The following is a 17,920-nucleotide window of genomic DNA, read 5'->3' on the forward strand; positions in this document are numbered from 1 at the left end:
GCTAGGCCCGGAACTGTCCCAGGCTTGCCTTCAATTGCGCCGCCAACCCATCCAGCACCTTGCCACTGGCCGTCGTCTCCACCACCGCCTGCGCAGCACGCTCAGCCTGGGCATGGATCACTTCAACGCGACCACGCACCGCATGCGCGCCCTGCGCCTGATGCTCAGCCGCGCGCGTCGCCAAGCCAATCGCCGCATGGACCTGCTCCACCGAGGCCTGCACCGTCTGCTGCAAGCGCACGCTATCGCGCAGCACCAGCAAACCCTCATCAGCCTGGCGTCCGGCCTTGCCGATGGTTTCCACCGCCTCACGAGCGCCTTGCTGCAACGCCACGATATGCGCCTGGATATCACCGGTGGAGCTCTGGGTTTTACTCGCCAGCGCGCGCACCTCGTCTGCCACTACGGCAAAGCCGCGACCGGTCTCACCCGCGCGGGCCGCTTCGATCGCCGCATTGAGCGCCAGCAGGTTGGTTTGCTCGGCGATGCCGTGAATCACGGTCAGCACCACCTCGATCTGCTCGCTTTGCTGGGCCAGACGCTCAATCACTTGGGAGCCTGCCTGCACCTGGCCCGCCAGCGCCTCGATCAAACTGCCGACCTGCGCCGAAGTCCGCGAGTTCTCATCCGTGGCCTGGCGAATATCCACCACCTGCTGCAGCGCCGCCTGCATCGCATGGCTTTCGGCTTGCGCTTCGTCTGCCATTTGCGACAGCGCGCGCAAGCTCTCGGCCACTTCATCACGCTGCAAGCCCGCCGCCGCATCAGCACCGGCATTGCGCAAGGTCATGGCGCCGATTTCCACGCCAGTACGCTGGGCCACATCCCCCGCCTCGCGGACGATAGGCTGCAACTTATCCACAAAGCGATTGACCGCCGAGGCCATGTCGCCGATTTCATCCTTGCTGCTGATCTGCACACGCTTGGTGAGGTCGCCCTCACCCGCCGCCAGGTCATCCATGGCTGCGATCAGCAGCTTCAAGCGGTTGACGACACGGCGCCCCAACACGATGGCGATCAGCAGCAATACACCAAGACCGACCAGCGCGAGCCCCATGCCGATGCGCCAGCGCAAGGTGCCAGCAGCCTCCTGAACGGCGCTGGCGGTATTGGCCGTCATCTGGGTGGCCGTAGCTTGCGCGGATTGCAGGCGGGCGCCCATGGCGGCCGCGCTATCAGCCGACGCGCCTTTGAGGCTGTCGCCGACCAGTTGATCGCCGCTGGCAATCAGCGCCGCGAAACGCTTGTCCAGTGCCTGCAGGTCGGCTTCAACCGACACGGTCGAAACGCCCATGCGGACTTTGCCAATTTCTACCCCATTGGGGCTGATAGACGCCTCGACGTAGTACACGGAAGGGTCGTTCTTGGCAGCGTCGAGCACCTTATCCAATGCGCGATCACCCACTCCCTTGGCCAGCAGCGCCTGGTTGATCGGATTCTCGCGATTCAGGTAGCGGGTCAAATGCTCACCCGCGGCGTCGTCATAAACTACAAATAGTACGTTGGGATTGCGCTGCGCACGGCGCGCAAACTCCGACAACGTCGGCACGTCGCTGTCCCACATGGCGCGAGGCGCTACAGAGGCCAGTAGTTGCGCCATGTCATTGGCGGAGTCTTGCAGGTCTTTTTCCAGGGTCGCACGCAGCTGCTTCTGCTCTTCTTGCAGACGGGTCGAAAGCCCTGCTGTCAGGCGCTGACGGGTGCTGGTAGACAAGCTATCCAGACTGGACGTGACTTCTTTACCAGCCTGCGCCAGTTCACCAGACAGTTTCTGGCTATCGATGCCCAGGCGATTGCCCAGATCAGCCTCCAGCGCCGTGACCGTGCTGCGTGTGAGAGCAACCGCTACCAGCACTTGCACCAAAAGAGCGATACCTAGGGTAACGAACACCGGCCGCAACAGACGGCTTTGTAACAATGAGAGAACGGCAGACATCGGGAATCCCTCGACCACGGGTGCCATTAATTTGATAGCACCGCGAAAGAGAGAACCAAAGCAAAGGTCGTGCCGCTAAGGCGACAGAAACGACAAAGGGCTCCATTAGGAGCCCTTTGCTTTTTACATCAACAGCTTATTAAGCGAACGGGTGACGCAGAACGATGGTTTCGTTGCGGTCCGGACCTGTCGAAATAATGTCGATGGGTGCTCCGATCAGCTCTTCAACACGCTTGATGTAGGCACGAGCGTTAGCTGGCAGCTCTTCCAGGGTTTTGGCACCCACGGTCGATTCGGTCCAGCCCGGCACTTCTTCGTACACAGGCTGCAGGCCCACGTAGCTGTCAGCGTCAGTCGGGGCAACGTCCTTGCCTTCTGCATCTTTATAGCCGATGCAGATATTGATGGTTTCCAAGCCGTCGAGTACGTCCAGCTTGGTCAGACAGATGCCCGAGATGCTGTTCACATCGATAGCGCGACGCAGGATAACGGCGTCGAACCAGCCACACCGACGAGCACGGCCGGTGGTTGCGCCGAACTCGTGGCCTTGTTTGGCCAGGTGCGCACCGACTTCGTCGAACAACTCAGTCGGGAATGGACCTGAGCCTACACGGGTGGTGTAAGCCTTGGTGATGCCCAGGATGTAGTCCAGGAACATAGGACCAACGCCCGAGCCAGTCGCAACGCCGCCCGCGGTGGTGTTGGAGCTGGTCACGTACGGGTAGGTACCGTGGTCGATGTCCAGCAACGAACCCTGGGCGCCTTCGAACATGATGTCCTTGCCAGCGCGACGCAGGTCGTGCAACTCAGCCGTCACGTCCAGCATCAGCGGCTTGAGCAGCTCAGCGTATTCCTTGCACTCGGCCAAGGTCTTTTCAAACTCGATGGCCGCCTCTTTGTAGTAACCCACCAGCATGAAGTTGTGGTAATCCACCAGCTCACGCAGCTTGTCTTCGAAGCGCGGCATGTTCAGCAGGTCGCCAACACGCAGGCCACGACGAGCCACCTTGTCTTCATACGCAGGGCCGATGCCGCGACCAGTAGTACCGATCTTCAGCTCGCCACGGGCCTTTTCACGGGCCTGGTCCAGCGCTACGTGGAAGGACAGGATCAGCGGGCAGGACGGGCTGATACGCAGGCGCTCGCGCACCGGCACGCCTTTCTCTTCCAGCTTGGTGATCTCGCGCAACAGGGCGTCAGGTGCAACCACCACGCCGTTGCCGATCAGGCACTGCACGCCTTCGCGCAGCACACCCGACGGGATCAGGTGCAAAACGGTTTTTTCGCCATCGATGACCAGGGTGTGGCCAGCGTTGTGGCCACCTTGGTAGCGCACTACGGCGGCAGCATGTTCGGTCAGCAGATCAACGATCTTGCCTTTGCCCTCATCACCCCATTGGGTGCCCAGGACTACGACATTCTTACCCATAACACTTGTCCTCATTCGCGCAAACTTGGTGCCGGCGATGGCCGGCAGGAAAACTCAAGAAGCCAGTGGCGATACTTGCCAAAGCCCGTTCTGCAGAATCAATTGCCGGTCGCAGTCCGCTTCACGGGCGGCGGCCAATGGCTGACCAGGCAAGGCCTGGACAACGCGCTGACCTTCACTGCGCAACTGGCAAACCCGCTGCCAGAGTGCTGCGTCCGTACTGTCGGGCATCCAGATGCCACCAGACGGCAGCTCGACCTCAGCACGCCCCAGGGTCACCAGGGTTTTCAAATCGGTGGAAAAGCCGGTGGCCGGGCGCGCACGGCCAAAATCGGCGCCGATATCGTCATAACGACCGCCTTGGGCGATGGCTTGGCCGACCCCTGGTACAAACACCGCGAACACCACACCGGTGTGGTAGTGATAGCCGCGCAACTCACCCAGGTCAAAATACAGCGGCAGCTGCGGGAACCGTGACGACAACTGCTCGGCAATCGCCAGCACATCGTCCAGCGCAGCCAGTACCGGTGCCGGCGCATTGGCCAGGCGCTCACGCGCAGCCACCAGCACTTCACGGCCGCCGCACAGGTTCACCAGCGCACGCAGCATGTCGGCCAGATCGGCAGGCACGCCAGCGGTCAGGGCAATCACTTCATCGATGGCCTTGCGTTGCAGGGCATCGAACAACTGTTGTTCCACTTCACCGGACAAACCGGCTGCGCGGGCCAGGCCACGGTAGATACCCACGTGGCCCAAGTCCATGTGGACATCAGGTACGTCAGCCAATTGCAGCATGGCCAGCATCAAGCTGATCACCTCAACGTCGCTGCTCGGGCTGGCATCGCCGTACAGTTCGGCACCCAATTGGATCGGGCTGCGCGAAGACGACAGTGCACGCGGTTGCGCATGCAGCACGCTGCCGGCATAGCAGAGGCGGCTCGGGCCTTCGCGACGCAGGGTGTGTGCATCGATGCGCGCCACTTGCGGCGTGATATCGGCACGAAAGCCCATTTGCCGGCCCGATTGCGGGTCGATGACTTTGAAGGTGCGCAGATCCAGGTCCTGGCCCGCGCCGGTCAGCAGGGATTCCAGGTACTCGATATGGGGGGTCACGACAAACTCGTAACCCCAGCTCTGGAACAGATCCAACACCTGGCGACGCGCTACTTCAATGCGCGCAGCCTCCGGTGGCAGTACTTCTTCGATGCCATCTGGCAGCAGCCAGCGGTCTACCGTTGCCATTACGCCATTCCCCTATGATCCGGGCGGCCAGCCCTCGGCCGAGCCTTGAGTAGAGCAGAAAATACCCGCCCCTTGCATAAACCACGCGCAAGAACGACGTGACGAACGACCTATCACCGGCCTCGTCGGGCACTTTCCTCGAAAAACCTGTAACGCCTGCCGAATCAAACATGCAGACGCAAAAAAGCCGGGAATTTCCCGGCTGCCGCATCATACACCCGTTTTCTGAAAGGATCACCCCGCCAGGCGTTTTAGCCGCCCGACGGGAGTGACACCTACAGAATCACAGGCTGGTTACTTGGACTTTTCCAGGTAGCGGAAGAAGTCGCTGCTTGGGTCCAGCACCATGACGTCGGTTTTGTTCGCGAAGCTTTCACGGTAGGCACGCAGGCTACGGTAGAACGCGTAGAACTCCTGGTCCTGGCCGTAGGCCTTGGCGTAGATCGAAGCAGCTTGGGCATCACCATCACCACGGGCCTCTTCAGACTCGCGATAGGCTTCGGCCAACAGTACACGGCGCTGACGATCGGCATCCGCACGGATACCTTCCGCCAACTCGTTACCCTTGGCGCGGTGCTCACGGGCTTCACGCTCACGCTCGGTGCTCATACGCTCGAACACGCTGCGATTCACTTCCTTCGGCAGGTCGATAGCCTTGACCCGAACATCAACCACCTCGATGCCCAGCTCTTTTTCCGCCATCGTGTTCAGCGATCGCGTGATGTCAGCCATCAGCGCATCACGCTCACCGGATACCACCTCGTGCAGGGTGCGCTTACCAAACTGGTCACGCAGGCCCGACTCCAGACGGCGCGACAAACGCTCGTCAGCAATCTGCTTGAGGCCGGAGGTCGCAGTGTAGAAGCGCTCGGCATCCTTGACGCGCCACTTGGCGTAGGCGTCAACCATCACGGCTTTCTTTTCCAGGGTCAGGAAGCGCTGTGTCGGTGCATCCAGGGTCATCAGGCGGGCGTCAAACTTACGCACCTGGTTGACGTAGGGAACTTTCACATGCAAGCCCGGCTGGACATCCGCCTGGACCACGCGACCGAATTGCAGCAGCACCGCACGCTCGGTCTGAGCCACGATGTAGAAGCAGTTCCAGGCAGCGATGACCACGACGACGCCCACAATCAGGGCGGTCAGCGATTTATTGCTCATCAACGACTCTCCCTGGTACGTGTTTGCTGTTGCGACAAGTCAGCGGCCGCACGGGCGCTCGCTTCGTTGGCAGCGGCATTGGAACCGGTGGACGGTGCGCCGGTGCTGCTACGTCCACCTTCGATCATCTTGTCCAGCGGCAGGTAGAGCAGGTTGTTCTGCCCGCCTTTGCTGCCAGTCACGAGAACCTTGCTGGTGTTGCTGAAGACTTCCTGCATGGTGTCCAGGTACAGACGCTCACGCGTAACTTCCGGCGCCTTGCGGTACTCGGCGACCAATTTGGTAAAGCGATCCGCCTCACCCTTGGCACGGGAGACCACTTCGTCGCGGTAACCATTGGCATCCTCAAGGATACGCTGGGCCTGACCACGGGCTTCCGGCACGACGCCGTTGGCGTAGGTTTCAGCCTGGTTGCGCGAACGCTGCTCGTCTTCACGGGCACGGATCACATCATCAAAGGCTTCCTGCACTTCGCGCGGCGCGGCCGCGTTCTGTACGTTGACCTGGGTGACGGTAATACCGGTGCGATAGGTATCGAGGAACCGTTGCAGGCGCTCCTTGATTTCGCTGGCCATCAACTCACGACCTTCGGTCAGCACCTGGTCCATGGCGGTAGAACCCACCACGTGGCGCAGGGCGCTTTCAGTTGCGTGTTGCAGGCTGATTTCCGGCTGGTCAACGTTCAGCACGTAGTCCTGCAGGTTGCTGATCTTGTACTGCACGGTCAGCGGCACTTCGACGATGTTCTCGTCTTCGGTCAGCATCTGGCCCTGCTTGGTGTAGGCACGCTCACGCGTGACATTCTCCATGTACTTCTTATCGATCGGCGGGAAGTAGATGTTCAGGCCCGGGCCGACGGTTTCGTAGTACTTGCCGAAGCGCAGCACCACGGCTTGCTCCTGCTCGTCCACCACGTAAACGGCGCTGTACAGCCATACGGCCGCCAGCACGACAAGACCCAGGCCAAGCAGGCCATAGCCACCGCCCTTGCTTGTGCGACCGCCGTCGTCACCACCACGTTTTTTCCCACCACCGAACAACCCATTCAGGCTTTCCTGCAGCTTTCGGAAGGCCTCGTCGAGATCTGGTGGCCCTTTGCGGTCGCCATTATTGCGGCGTTTACCACCCCAAGGATCCTGATTATTCGAGTTGCCACCCGGCTCATTCCAAGCCATAGCGCTCTCCATCTGATAAAGCAAAGACGCACCCACGGCGCGCCGACCAATGCTACAGAATGCCTGCCACCGCGGCACAACCGCTTTGGGAGGCTTTTATTGCAAAGTGTGTTGTTCGATGAACTCTGCCGGTATAACGCCTTCACGGCTGACCAGCCGATTCAGCTCCGAGCGCGGCAATCGAACGGCCAGCAAGCTGACCCCCTCTTCGTCGTGTTCTTCTTTCTGTACCGCGCCCAATTCGAAAAACTGTGCACGCAGTCGAGCAAAACGCTGCGGCAAGCGCAAGGTGCCAACGAACAAATCGCCGCCGAGCAATTCGGCAATGGCTTGTTCAAGCAACTCAAGACCACTGCCATCACGCGCCGATAGCCAGACCCGCTGGGGCTTGCCGTTCTCGTCGCGCTGGATTTGTGGCTCAACCCCTTCAAGCAAATCGAGTTTGTTATAGACCTCGAGGATCGGCAAGTCCTGGGCACCAATCTCGCCCAGCACCAGCATCACCTGTTCAATCTGCAACATGCGATCCGGTTCAGCCGCATCAATCACATGCAACAGCAGGTCGGAATTGCTCGACTCTTCGAGCGTAGACCGAAATGCCTCGACCAGCTTGTGCGGCAGGTGACGAATGAAACCCACGGTATCGGCCAGGACAATCGGCCCCAGGTCGTCCAGATCCAGACGGCGCAAGGTCGGGTCGAGGGTCGCGAACAGTTGGTCGGCCGCGTACACGTCCGATTTCGTCACGTTATTGAAGAGTGTGGATTTGCCGGCGTTGGTATAACCCACCAGGGACACGGTAGGGATATCCGCACGGGAACGGCCACGTCGCGATTGCTCGCGCTGGCTGCGCACCTTCTCGAGGCGACCCTTGATCTGGCGCAGGCGAACCCGCAGCAGACGTCGGTCGGTTTCGAGCTGGGTCTCACCCGGGCCACGCATGCCGATACCGCCACCTTGGCGCTCAAGGTGAGTCCAGCCGCGAACCAGCCGGGTACTCATGTGGTCAAGCTGGGCCAATTCAACCTGGAGCTTGCCTTCATGGGTACGGGCGCGCTGAGCGAAAATATCCAGAATCAGACCGGTACGGTCGATCACGCGACACTCGAAAACACGTTCGAGGTTACGTTCCTGACTGGGCGTGAGGACGTGATTGAAGATCACCAGATCAGCTTCTTCAGCGTGGACCAAGTCGCGAAGCTCCTCGACCTTGCCGCTGCCGATCAGGTATTTGGCGGTTGGCCGATGACGCGGCACGTTAAAAAACGCAACGGTCTCGGCGCCGGCCGAATTTGCCAACTCCTGAAACTCCTGCGGATCTTCGCGCGCCTCAGGGTCCTGTCCATCCAAGTGAACGAGGATTACTCGCTCACCACCACCGTGGCGCTCAAAGAACAAAGGAGACTCCTATCAGGCGTTACCTGGCTCAGCGTCAACTGCATCTTCACCTGCTGCGCTAGGCAGACGGATTGGACGAACAGGGACGACTGTCGAGATAGCGTGCTTGTAGACCATCTGGCTGACGGTGTTTTTCAGCAGGATCACGAACTGGTCAAACGACTCGATCGTGCCTTGAAGCTTGATACCGTTGACCAGATAGATGGAAACACCCACTTTCTCTTTACGTAAAGTATTCAAGTAAGGGTCTTGTAGCGAATGCCCTTTTGACATGTGCCGCACTCCTTTAAGGATCAATAATAAAAAATCGGAAAATAGATAACTTATGGCCGTCACACCCCCAAGGATAGACGGCTATTGCAAGGACTCAGCTCAATATGGAGACCGTTCCCAAGTATTTCAAGGCGCGTGACAGATTGTCGCTGTCCAGGCTGTCCAGCCAGTGCAAGTCGCTCCAGCTGCGCAACCAGGTGAACTGGCGTTTCGCCAATTGGCGCGTGGCAATGATGCCGCGCTCCTGCATTTCGGCTGACGTCAGCTTGCCATCCAGATGATCCCAGACTTGGCGATAGCCCACAGCACGTATCGAAGGCAACCCTGGATGCAGGTCACCTCTGGAACGCAGTGCTACGACCTCGTCGACAAACCCCTGTTCCAACATAATTGTGAATCTTTGTGCAATTCGATCATGCAGCACCTGGCGATTTGCCGGAGCGATGGCAAGATTCGCCACAGTATAGGGTAATTGTGGCTGTCCAGATGCGCCTGCGTCAGCACTTTGCGCACTTTGTTTCAGCCGATGTTCAGTCATGGTCTGGCCGCTGACACGCCAGACTTCCAAGGCACGCGTGAGGCGCTGGGGGTCATTGGGGTGGATGCGTGCAGCAGATACCGGGTCCACGACCGCCAACTGGTCGTGCAGGGCTTGCCAGCCAAGGCGTACAGCCTCTTCCTCAAGCTCGGCGCGCACCAGGGCGTCGGCGGGCGGCATGTCCGCCAGGCCTTCCTGCAAAGCCTTGTAATAGAGCATCGTGCCACCGACCAGCAGCGGAATATTGCCGCGTGCGGTGATTTCGGCCATGGCCGCCAGGGCGTCGGTACGGAAATCCGCCGCCGAGTAGCTCTCGCAGGGATCAATGATATCGATCAAACGATGCGGATACTCAGCCAACAGCGCTTTGGAAGGCTTCGCGGTGCCAATGTCCATGTCCCGGTAAACCAGGGCAGAGTCGACACTGATCAGCTCGCACGGCAGCACCTTGGTCAGCTCGATGGCCAGGTCGGTCTTGCCGGCGGCCGTTGGGCCCATCAGGAAGATCGCGGGGGGCGAGGCACTCATCAACGGCCGCGCAAGAACAGTTTGTCCAGATCGTCCAGGCCCATCTGGGTCCAGGTCGGTCGGCCATGGTTGCATTGACCGCTGCGCTCGGTGTTCTCCATATCGCGCAGCAGGCCGTTCATTTCCGGCAGGGCCAGGCGGCGGTTCGCGCGGATGGCGCCGTGGCAGGCCATGGTGCCGAGCAGTTCGTTGATGTGCGCCTGGATGCGGTCGCTGGTGCCGTATTCCATCAGGTCTGCCAGTACGTCGGCGACCAAACGGTTAGCCTCGGCCTGCTTGAGTAACGCGGGAATCTGGCGGATGGCCAGGGTTTCCGGCCCCAGTCGTTGCAATTCAAAGCCCAGCTTCTGGAACACAGCATGGTGCTCTTCGGCACAATCTGCCTCACGCTGGCTGACCGCAAGGGATTCCGGCACCAGCAACGGCTGGCCGCTGAGGCCTTCGCTGGCCATGGCAATCTTCAGGCGCTCGTACATGATCCGCTCGTGGGCGGCATGCATGTCCACCAGCACCAGGCCGTGGGCGTTTTCCGCAAGAATGTAGATGCCCTTGAGCTGCGCCAATGCATAACCCAGCGGCGGAATATCACCGCCACCCTCCGGCAAGGCCACAGCAGCGCCAGGCTCGGCCCCGGGCAGCGGCGCGAAAAACTCGCGATATGCCGCCTGGGCCTCGGCCACTGGCACTGCCGACTGCGGGCGTGGCGTGTATTGGTACTGGTAACCCGCACCCGAACCAGAACCCGGCGTGGTGTACGACGGCTGCGGCTGTGGCGATTGCAGCAGGTTTGCCGCCAGGCTCATTTCGCCCTGAGGGCCGAACTCACCCGCTTCCGGGCCGCTCGGGCGGACCATCGCCGTCACAATCGGTGCCGACAGTTGATCATCCGGACGCACGTCACCCAAGGTGCGGTGCAAGGTGCCGTAGAGGAAGTCATGCACCATGCGCCCATCACGGAAGCGCACTTCGTGTTTGGTCGGGTGCACGTTGACGTCCACCACCGATGGGTCGACCTCGAGGAACAGCACGAACGTCGGGTGCCGCCCATTGAACAACACGTCGCGGTAAGCCTGACGCACCGCGTGGGCCACCAGTTTGTCGCGCACAGCGCGGCCGTTCACAAAGAAGTACTGCAAGTCCGCCTGACTGCGGGAGAAGGTCGGCAAACCGACCCAGCCCCACAGCCGCAGGCCATTACGCTCGATTTCAATCGGCAGCGCCTGCTCCAGGAAACCCGCGCCACAAATCGCCGACACCCGGCGCGCGCGCGCGGCGTCATCATGGGCTTCATGCAGGCTGAGGATGGTCTTGCCGTTGTGGCGCAGGTGGAAAGCCACGTCGAAACGGGCCAGGGCCAGACGTTTGATGACTTCTTGCAGGTGATCGAATTCGGTTTTTTCGGCCTTGAGGAATTTGCGCCGCGCCGGTGTATTGAAGAACAGGTCGCGCACCTCTACCGATGTACCGACCGGATGGGCTGCCGGCTGAACCCGAGGCGCCATGTCGCGGCCTTCGGTTTCCACCTGCCAGGCTTGGTCGGCGTCACGGGTGCGCGAAGTCAGGGTCAGGCGCGCTACGGAGCTGATCGAGGCCAGGGCCTCACCGCGAAAGCCCAGGCTCATCACGCGCTCAAGGTCTTCCAGGTCGCGAATCTTGCTGGTGGCGTGACGGGCCAGGGCCAGCGGCAGGTCATCGGAGGAGATGCCGCTGCCATCGTCACGTACGCGCAGCAGCTTGACGCCGCCCTGCTCCACATCGACATCAATGCGCTTGGCACCGGAGTCGATACTGTTTTCCAGCAGCTCCTTGATCACCGACGCCGGGCGCTCAACAACCTCGCCCGCAGCAATCTGGTTAGCAAGGCGCGGGCTCAGCAGCTCAATGCGCGAGCCGCTGTTCAGGGTGGACTCACTCATTACTGCGCCGCCAATTCAGTGCCAGGGATGGTCAACACCTGGCCGACTTTCAACTCATCCGTCTTCAGTTTGTTAGCACTGCGCAAGGTAGCGGTCGACACTTGAAAACGCACCGCCAGCATGGCCAGAGTATCGCCCGGCTGCACGCGATGGTCACGCGGGCCTTGGGCGATTTTCCCCGAGTCACGCAGCCAGGCGATGTAAGTGCCCGGCGGTGGGTTCTGCTGGAAGAACTGGCGAATACCGGCGCTGATGGAGCGCGACAGGGCCTGCTGGTGGCTGGCGCTGGCCAGCTTAGAGGCTTCCTTGGCATTGGAGATGAACCCGGTTTCTACCAGGATCGACGGGATGTCCGGCGACTTCAACACCATAAACCCTGCTTGCTCCACACGATGCTTGTGCAGCGAAGTGACTCGACCGATATTGCTCAAGACCTTCTGGCCGACGTTCAAGCTGGAGGTCAGCGAAGCCGTCATCGACAGGTCGAGCAGCACCCCCGCGAGCATTTTGTCCTTGTCATCGAGGGACACGTTGCCGGCGCCGCCGATCAAGTCGGAACGGTTTTCACTGTCGGCCAACCAACGCGCGGTCTCGGACGTAGCGCCGCGATCCGACAGGGCAAACACCGAAGCACCGAATGCAGCGGTCGAGGGCGCGGCGTCGGCGTGAATCGACACAAACAGGTCGGCGCCTTTCTTACGGGCGATTTCAGTTCGGCCGCGCAACGGAATGAAGTAGTCGCCGGTACGGGTCAGCTCGGCGCGGTAGCCTTTCATGCCATTGACCTGGCGCTGCAGCTCACGGGCGATGGCCAATACCACGTCTTTCTCGTGCTGGCCGCGCGAACCGGAAGCACCTGGGTCTTCACCGCCGTGGCCGGCGTCGATCACTACAATAATGTCGCGCTTGCCTGCCGGGGCCGGTGGCGGCGGTGGCAGCTTGACCTGGGGTTGCGACGGGCTCACCGGTACTGCCGGCACCGTTGCCACGCTTGGCGTTGGGGCCGGCGGCGGCGCGGCATCGGCGGCGTTGTCGAACAGGTCGACCACCAGCCGGTTGCCATATTGGGCGTTTGGCGTCAGCGAGAAGCTTTTCGGCGTTACAACCTTTTTCAGGTCGATCACCACGCGCAGGTCAGTGGGCGTGCGCTGGGCCGAGCGTATAGAGGTAATCGGGGTGTTGGCAGTGGATACCTTCAACGGCGCGGCCAGGGTCGCGCCGTTGATGTCGATCACCAGGCGATCAGGAGACGTGAGAGTAAAGACGCTGTGCTGGACCGGGCCAGACAGGTCGAACACCAGCCGCGTGTTATCCGGCGCTCGCCACAGGCGAACACTCTTCACCTGTGAAGCAGCCAGAGCATTGACAGTCATTGCCGCAAGCAACACCCCCACGACAGCAACCAACGCGCGAAAGCGCATACCTAACCCCACCAATTATTTGAATTCCAATGCCAAAGCGGCGCACCACGACTGGCCGCGCGCGCTCTGGGGCAACAACTTCAACTGACGTCCGTGCTCATGCGGCGTAATGGTAATGGTCAGGTCCGGCTTTGGCAAAAAGCCTGTGCCTTTATCTGGCCACTCAATGAGGCACAACGCATCTTCATCGAAGTAATCACGGATGCCCATGTACTCCAGCTCTTCGGGGTCTACCAGGCGATAGAGGTCGAAGTGGAAGGCGCGTACTGCACCGATCTCATAGGGCTCGACCAGGGTGAATGTCGGACTCTTCACCGCCCCCGCATGACCCAAACCGCGAATAATCCCCCGGGACAACGTGGTCTTGCCCGCCCCCAAGTCACCTTCAAGGAAGATCAGCCCGGCCCCGGCCGCGACCTGAGCGATGCGCTGACCGAAGGCAACCATGGCGTCTTCATCGGCCAGGAAAAGAATTACTTCAGGCACGGCGACTGTTCCTCCAACAATTGACGAATGGCGGGTATCAGATCGCTCGCAGCCAGCCCTCGTCCAAAAGTACCCTGACGGTCCCCCGCCGTGGCGTGCAACCACACGGCCAGGCAGCTTGCTTCATAGGCGTGAATGCCCTGGGCCAGCAGTGCGCCCACCAGGCCGGCCAACACATCGCCGAGCCCTGCCGTTGCCATCGCCGGGTGGCCTTGGTCACATCGCGAAACACGTCCGTCTGGGCTGGCAATCAAACTGCCAGCACCCTTGAGGATAGTCACTGCGTTGAATGTCTGGCTCAACGCGCGCGCCACCTTAAGGCGATCGGCCTGAACCTCGGCTGTCGAAATGCCCAACAAGCGCGCGGCCTCCCCTGGATGCGGGGTGATCACACAGTTGGCCGGCAGAGCCACGGTGCCGGTGGCGAGTTGATTCAAGGCGTCGGCGTCCCAGACCTGCGCCTGTTTAGCGTTTGCGGCAGCAGAAAGCAGGCTTTTGCCCCAGGAGGCGTCTCCGAGCCCTGGCCCGATCACGATGACCGAGATCTTTTCCAGCAAGCCCATTAATTGATTAGCCGAGCTGACCCCCACGGTCATGACTTCCGGCAAACGCGCCAACGCAGCAGGCACATGCTCCAGGCGCGTTGCCAGGGACACCATGCCGGCGCCACTGCGCAAGGCACTTTCGGCGCTCAACAGCGCAGCGCCGCCAAAGCCGCGGTCACCGCCAATGACCAGCAGGTGACCGAACTGACCTTTATGGGCGTCCGGGGAGCGCGCAGCCAGTTGCGGCAAATGGCCGGGCAACAGGGTCTGTACGTCGGTTATTGCGTGTTTTGTCTGCGGCATGCGTCTTCAAGCTCCGATGTCTGGCAGAATTATACCTATCTAACCTGTGGTTTCCCGTGTCTCATGCCCGCCATTACCTCCGATCTGCCCGCCCTCGCCCAATCAATCAAAGACTGGGGCCGCGAGCTGGGCTTTCAACAAGTCGGCATCAGCGGCCTGGACCTGGCCGAGCATGAGCAGCACCTGCAACGCTGGCTCGACGCGGGCTACCACGGCGAGATGGAATACATGGGCGCCCACGGCAGCAAACGCTCCCACCCCGACGAGTTGGTGCCGGGCACGTTGCGCGTCGTCTCGCTGCGCATGGATTACCTGCCAGGCGATACGCAGATGGCTCAACTGCTGGCCCAGCCAGAAAAAGCCTACATCTCGCGCTACGCCCTGGGCCGCGACTACCACAAACTGATTCGCAAGCGCGTGCAGCAATTGGCTGACCGCATCCAGGCGCAGATCGGCCCCTTCGGTTTCCGTGCCTTTGTCGACAGCGCGCCGGTGCTGGAAAAAGCCATCGCCGAGCAAGCTGGCCTGGGCTGGATCGGCAAAAACACCCTGGTGCTCAATCGCAAGGCCGGCAGCTACTTCTTCCTGAGTGAGCTGTTTGTCGACCTGCCGCTACCGGTTGACGCCCCTCACAGCACCGAACACTGCGGGCGCTGCACCGCGTGCCTGGACATCTGCCCCACCAACGCCTTTGTCGGCCCCTATGTGCTGGACGCGCGGCGTTGTATTTCCTACCTGACCATCGAGCTCAAAAGCGCCATTCCTGAAGACTTGCGCCCATTGATCGGCAACCGAGTGTTCGGCTGCGATGACTGTCAGATCGTTTGCCCATGGAATCGTTTCGCCCGCGCCACCGCAGAAAACGATTTCAAGCCACGCCACAACCTGGATAACGCAGAATTGGCCGAGCTGTTTATGTGGGACGAGGATAAATTCCTCAGCAGCACCGAAGGCTCGCCCCTGCGCCGTGCCGGATACGAGCGCTGGCTGCGCAACCTGGCGGTGGGCCTGGGTAATGCCCCCTCAAGCATTCCGGTGCTGGAAGCCTTGAAGGCGCGTCGGGACTATCCGTCGGAACTGGTGCGCGAGCATGTGGAATGGGCACTGAACCAGCACGCCAACCGCTAGTGCACGTCGTCGTTATAGACGAACTTGGGCATTTCCCAATGGAAACGGATCGCCAGCAGGCGCAATAGAAAGCCGCTGAACAGGGTCAGGAGTATTGCCTGTTCGCTGGGCAGCTCCAGATAAAGGCACAGCAGGTAAAACCAGGCGGCGAGGAACGACACGCTGGCGTACAACTCGCGGCGGAAAATCAACGGAATGTCGTTGCAGAAGATGTCCCGCAGGATGCCACCGAACACGCCGGTAATCACGCCGCTGACCGACGCGACCAGCATGCCGTGGCCCATTTCCAGGGCGGTCATACAGCCGATCAACGTGAACGCCACCAGGCCGACGGCGTCCAGCGCCAGGAACAGCGAGCGTAGGTGGCGCATCAGCGGGGCAATAAAAATCGTCACTAACGCCGCGATGGAGGTCAGCACCAGGTATTCCGGGTGCTTGACCCAGGTCAGCGGATAATGGCCTAGCAACACGTCGCGCACCGAGCCACCGCCCAACGCCGTTACACAGGCGATCAGCACCACGCCAAACCAATCCATGCCACGCCGGCCGGCGGACAGGGCACCGGTCATGGCTTCGGCGGTGATGGCGATGAGGTAGAGCATCAGCAGCATGGTGGCGATCCTTGCGATTAGGCCGGCAGTCTAATCATTTGGTGGTGGCACCAAAAGGGGGCGCTAGTCGAAAGACCGAGTCGCCCCTATCGCAGGACCAGGCGCCACAGACTCAAGCCTTGATGAAATGCTTACGGTAATGCTGCAACTCGGCAATCGACTCGCGAATATCATCCAGCGCCAAGTGGGTGCTGCCTTTATGGAAGCTGTCTTTGACTTCCGGCGCCCAGCGCGCAGCCAGCTCTTTAAGCGTCGATACATCCAGGTTGCGGTAGTGGAAGTAACTCTCCAACGCCTTCATATGCGTATAGAGGAAGCGACGATCCTGGCAGATGCTATTGCCGCAGATCGGCGACTTGCCCTTCGGCACCCATTTTTCCAGGAAGGCGATGGTTTCAGCTTCGGCTTCGGCCATGCTGATGCGGCTGTCGCGCACGCGCTGGGTCAGGCCAGAGTTGCCGTGAGTGCGGGTGTTCCACTCATCCATGGTGGCCAATACGGCATCGCTGTGGTGGATGGCGATCACCGGACCTTCGGCCAAGGTGTTGAGGTTGCTGTCGGTGACAATGGTCGCCATCTCGATGATGACGTCAGTGTCGGGGTTCAGACCGGTCATTTCCAGATCGATCCAAATCAGGTTCTGTGGGTTTTGCATGGCTTGATTCTCTTGGCACCTTGGCGTAGCTGCGCAGTTTAGCAGGCAGGGCCGTGCTAGACTCGCGACCGTTTCACCTAAACCTTTGCATTATCGACACGGAACACCAATGGCCAAACGCCAGCTCAATCGACGCCAAAACTGGCGCATCGAAAAGATTCAAGGTGAGCGCGCCGCACGCGCCGCCAAACGTGAATCCTCCGCGGTAGAAGCGCTCGAGGGCGGCGACCTGGGGCCCGAACAGACGGGCCTGGTGATCGCGCACTTTGGTGTGCAGGTCGAAGTCGAGGCGCTGGAAGGCGAACTCGCAGGCTCGGTCTCCCGCTGCCACCTGCGCGCCAATCTGCCTGCGCTGGTCACCGGCGACAAAGTGGTCTGGCGTGCCGGCAACCAGGGCATCGGCGTGATCGTCGCCCAGTTGCCGCGCAACACCGAACTGCGCCGCCCCGACAGCCGAGGTCAACTCAAGCCGGTAGCGGCCAACGTCGATATGATCGTGATCGTGTTCGCGCCGTTACCTGAGCCGCATGCCAACCTGATCGACCGCTATCTGGTAGCAGCCGAACATGCCGGCATTCGCCCGCTGTTGCTGCTGAACAAATTCGACCTGATCGACGAGCAGAATGCCCCGGCGCTGAATGCGCTGCTGGCGGTCTACCGCACGCTGGGTTACCCGGTGCTGGAAGTCTCGGCGCATCACGGTAACGGCATGGAACAACTGCAACAGCAGTTGGACGGGCACATCAGCGTGTTCGTTGGCCAGTCGGGCGTGGGTAAATCCTCGCTGGTCAACAGCCTGTTGCCGGAAGTCGACACCCGCGTGGGCCCGCTGTCGGAACTGTCCGGCCAGGGCACCCACACCACCACCACCGCGCGGTTGTTCCACTTCCCCGGCGGCGGTGAGCTGATCGACTCCCCAGGCATCCGTGAATTCGGCCTCGGCCACGTCAGCCGCAGCGACGTGGAAGCGGGCTTCATCGAATTCAATGACCTGATCGGCACCTGCCGCTTCCGCGACTGCAAACACGACCGCGAGCCAGGCTGTGCGCTGCTCAAGGCGCTGGAAGATGGCCGTGTGCAGCAGCAGCGGATGAACAGCTATCGGTCGATTATTGCGAGTCTGCCGCAAAGCACTCACTAAACCGCTCCCAGAAGGTAGATACAACAAGGCCGCG

16 protein-coding genes are annotated in these 17,920 nt (G+C 60.8%); 2 read left to right on the plus strand and 14 right to left on the minus strand.

Annotated features, from left to right (window positions below; translation table 11 throughout):
• Nucleotide 1 precedes the first annotated feature (1 nt).
• From AACY36_RS20210 to AACY36_RS20265, 12 genes are all read right to left on the minus strand, one after another.
• A complete protein-coding gene (locus tag AACY36_RS20210; protein ID WP_339415660.1) occupies nucleotides 2-1,936 on the minus strand; it encodes a methyl-accepting chemotaxis protein in 1,935 nt (644 codons plus the stop codon).
• A 139-nt stretch (nucleotides 1,937-2,075) separates the two neighbouring features.
• Nucleotides 2,076-3,365 carry an adenylosuccinate synthase gene (locus AACY36_RS20215; RefSeq protein ID WP_339415659.1) on the minus strand — a complete coding sequence of 430 codons (1,290 nt, stop codon included), beginning with the start codon at nucleotides 3,363-3,365 and terminating at the stop codon, nucleotides 2,076-2,078.
• 54 nt (nucleotides 3,366-3,419) lie between these two features.
• Nucleotides 3,420-4,607 carry an ATP phosphoribosyltransferase regulatory subunit gene (locus tag AACY36_RS20220; RefSeq protein WP_339435817.1) on the minus strand — a complete coding sequence of 396 codons (1,188 nt, stop codon included), beginning with the start codon at nucleotides 4,605-4,607 and terminating at the stop codon, nucleotides 3,420-3,422.
• 294 nt (nucleotides 4,608-4,901) lie between these two features.
• On the minus strand, nucleotides 4,902-5,768 hold the full coding sequence (gene hflC, locus AACY36_RS20225) for a protease modulator HflC (RefSeq protein ID WP_017849753.1): 867 nt from the start codon (nucleotides 5,766-5,768) through the stop codon (nucleotides 4,902-4,904).
• On the minus strand, nucleotides 5,768-6,943 hold the full coding sequence (hflK, locus tag AACY36_RS20230) for an FtsH protease activity modulator HflK (RefSeq protein ID WP_339415654.1): 1,176 nt from the start codon (nucleotides 6,941-6,943) through the stop codon (nucleotides 5,768-5,770). The genes hflC and hflK overlap by 1 nt, the downstream gene beginning before the upstream one ends.
• 96 nt (nucleotides 6,944-7,039) lie before the next feature.
• Nucleotides 7,040-8,341: a ribosome rescue GTPase HflX gene (gene hflX / locus AACY36_RS20235; RefSeq protein WP_339415652.1), complete on the minus strand. Its 1,302-nt coding sequence runs from the start codon at nucleotides 8,339-8,341 to the stop codon at nucleotides 7,040-7,042.
• 12 nt (nucleotides 8,342-8,353) lie between these two features.
• A complete protein-coding gene (gene hfq, locus AACY36_RS20240; RefSeq protein WP_049710299.1) occupies nucleotides 8,354-8,614 on the minus strand; it encodes an RNA chaperone Hfq in 261 nt (86 codons plus the stop codon).
• 94 nt (nucleotides 8,615-8,708) lie between these two features.
• The gene (miaA, locus tag AACY36_RS20245) at nucleotides 8,709-9,680 is read right to left on the minus strand and encodes a tRNA (adenosine(37)-N6)-dimethylallyltransferase MiaA (protein ID WP_339438043.1); all 972 of its coding nucleotides are present in this window, start codon (nucleotides 9,678-9,680) and stop codon (nucleotides 8,709-8,711) included.
• Nucleotides 9,680-11,596, minus strand: coding sequence for a DNA mismatch repair endonuclease MutL (mutL, locus tag AACY36_RS20250; RefSeq protein WP_370467826.1), 1,917 nt, complete (start codon nucleotides 11,594-11,596; stop codon nucleotides 9,680-9,682). The genes miaA and mutL overlap by 1 nt, the downstream gene beginning before the upstream one ends.
• Complete coding sequence (locus AACY36_RS20255; RefSeq protein ID WP_339497503.1) at nucleotides 11,596-13,017, minus strand: N-acetylmuramoyl-L-alanine amidase; 1,422 nt, start codon at nucleotides 13,015-13,017, stop codon at nucleotides 11,596-11,598. Before AACY36_RS20255 ends, mutL begins: the two co-directional genes overlap by 1 nt.
• Before the next feature lie 15 nt (nucleotides 13,018-13,032).
• The gene (gene tsaE, locus AACY36_RS20260) at nucleotides 13,033-13,503 is read right to left on the minus strand and encodes a tRNA (adenosine(37)-N6)-threonylcarbamoyltransferase complex ATPase subunit type 1 TsaE (RefSeq protein ID WP_339493302.1); all 471 of its coding nucleotides are present in this window, start codon (nucleotides 13,501-13,503) and stop codon (nucleotides 13,033-13,035) included.
• Entirely contained in the window at nucleotides 13,491-14,351 is an 861-nt protein-coding gene (locus AACY36_RS20265; protein ID WP_339415647.1) for an NAD(P)H-hydrate dehydratase, read from the minus strand. Before AACY36_RS20265 ends, tsaE begins: the two co-directional genes overlap by 13 nt.
• A 63-nt stretch (nucleotides 14,352-14,414) precedes the next feature.
• Here AACY36_RS20265 and queG point away from each other — a divergent pair, with 63 nt between their 5' ends.
• Nucleotides 14,415-15,479 carry a tRNA epoxyqueuosine(34) reductase QueG gene (gene queG, locus AACY36_RS20270; RefSeq protein WP_339497505.1) on the plus strand — a complete coding sequence of 355 codons (1,065 nt, stop codon included), beginning with the start codon at nucleotides 14,415-14,417 and terminating at the stop codon, nucleotides 15,477-15,479.
• Here the strand turns inward: queG and AACY36_RS20275 are convergent.
• Nucleotides 15,476-16,090 (minus strand): trimeric intracellular cation channel family protein, encoded by a 615-nt coding sequence (locus tag AACY36_RS20275; RefSeq protein WP_069075149.1) that lies wholly within the window; start codon nucleotides 16,088-16,090, stop codon nucleotides 15,476-15,478. The genes queG and AACY36_RS20275 overlap by 4 nt on opposite strands.
• Before the next feature lie 112 nt (nucleotides 16,091-16,202).
• A complete protein-coding gene (orn, locus tag AACY36_RS20280; protein ID WP_010213620.1) occupies nucleotides 16,203-16,745 on the minus strand; it encodes an oligoribonuclease in 543 nt (180 codons plus the stop codon).
• A 109-nt stretch (nucleotides 16,746-16,854) separates the two neighbouring features.
• Here orn and rsgA point away from each other — a divergent pair, with 109 nt between their 5' ends.
• Nucleotides 16,855-17,886, plus strand: coding sequence for a small ribosomal subunit biogenesis GTPase RsgA (gene rsgA, locus AACY36_RS20285; protein ID WP_339415645.1), 1,032 nt, complete (start codon nucleotides 16,855-16,857; stop codon nucleotides 17,884-17,886).
• Nucleotides 17,887-17,920: the final 34 nt, after the last annotated feature.

This window comes from Pseudomonas sp. EA_15y_Pfl1_P101 (genome assembly GCF_963970835.1).
Lineage (GTDB): Bacteria > Pseudomonadota > Gammaproteobacteria > Pseudomonadales > Pseudomonadaceae > Aquipseudomonas > Aquipseudomonas tritici.

Excerpts from the sequence above, each read along its gene's own strand:
- hflK (WP_339415654.1), bottom strand. The coding sequence starts at position 6,943 with ATGGCTTGGAATGAGCCGGGTGGCAACTCGAATAATCAGGATCCTTGG.
- hfq (WP_049710299.1), bottom strand. The coding sequence starts at position 8,614 with ATGTCAAAAGGGCATTCGCTACAAGACCCTTACTTGAATACTTTACGT.
- AACY36_RS20220 (WP_339435817.1), bottom strand. The coding sequence starts at position 4,607 with ATGGCAACGGTAGACCGCTGGCTGCTGCCAGATGGCATCGAAGAAGTA.
- AACY36_RS20215 (WP_339415659.1), bottom strand. The coding sequence starts at position 3,365 with ATGGGTAAGAATGTCGTAGTCCTGGGCACCCAATGGGGTGATGAGGGC.
- AACY36_RS20255 (WP_339497503.1), bottom strand. The coding sequence starts at position 13,017 with ATGCGCTTTCGCGCGTTGGTTGCTGTCGTGGGGGTGTTGCTTGCGGCA.
- queG (WP_339497505.1), top strand. The coding sequence starts at position 14,415 with ATGCCCGCCATTACCTCCGATCTGCCCGCCCTCGCCCAATCAATCAAA.
- AACY36_RS20265 (WP_339415647.1), bottom strand. The coding sequence starts at position 14,351 with ATGCCGCAGACAAAACACGCAATAACCGACGTACAGACCCTGTTGCCC.
- AACY36_RS20275 (WP_069075149.1), bottom strand. The coding sequence starts at position 16,090 with ATGCTGCTGATGCTCTACCTCATCGCCATCACCGCCGAAGCCATGACC.
- orn (WP_010213620.1), bottom strand. The coding sequence starts at position 16,745 with ATGCAAAACCCACAGAACCTGATTTGGATCGATCTGGAAATGACCGGT.
- hflC (WP_017849753.1), bottom strand. The coding sequence starts at position 5,768 with ATGAGCAATAAATCGCTGACCGCCCTGATTGTGGGCGTCGTCGTGGTC.
- rsgA (WP_339415645.1), top strand. The coding sequence starts at position 16,855 with ATGGCCAAACGCCAGCTCAATCGACGCCAAAACTGGCGCATCGAAAAG.
- mutL (WP_370467826.1), bottom strand. The coding sequence starts at position 11,596 with ATGAGTGAGTCCACCCTGAACAGCGGCTCGCGCATTGAGCTGCTGAGC.
- miaA (WP_339438043.1), bottom strand. The coding sequence starts at position 9,680 with ATGAGTGCCTCGCCCCCCGCGATCTTCCTGATGGGCCCAACGGCCGCC.
- AACY36_RS20210 (WP_339415660.1), bottom strand. The coding sequence starts at position 1,936 with ATGTCTGCCGTTCTCTCATTGTTACAAAGCCGTCTGTTGCGGCCGGTG.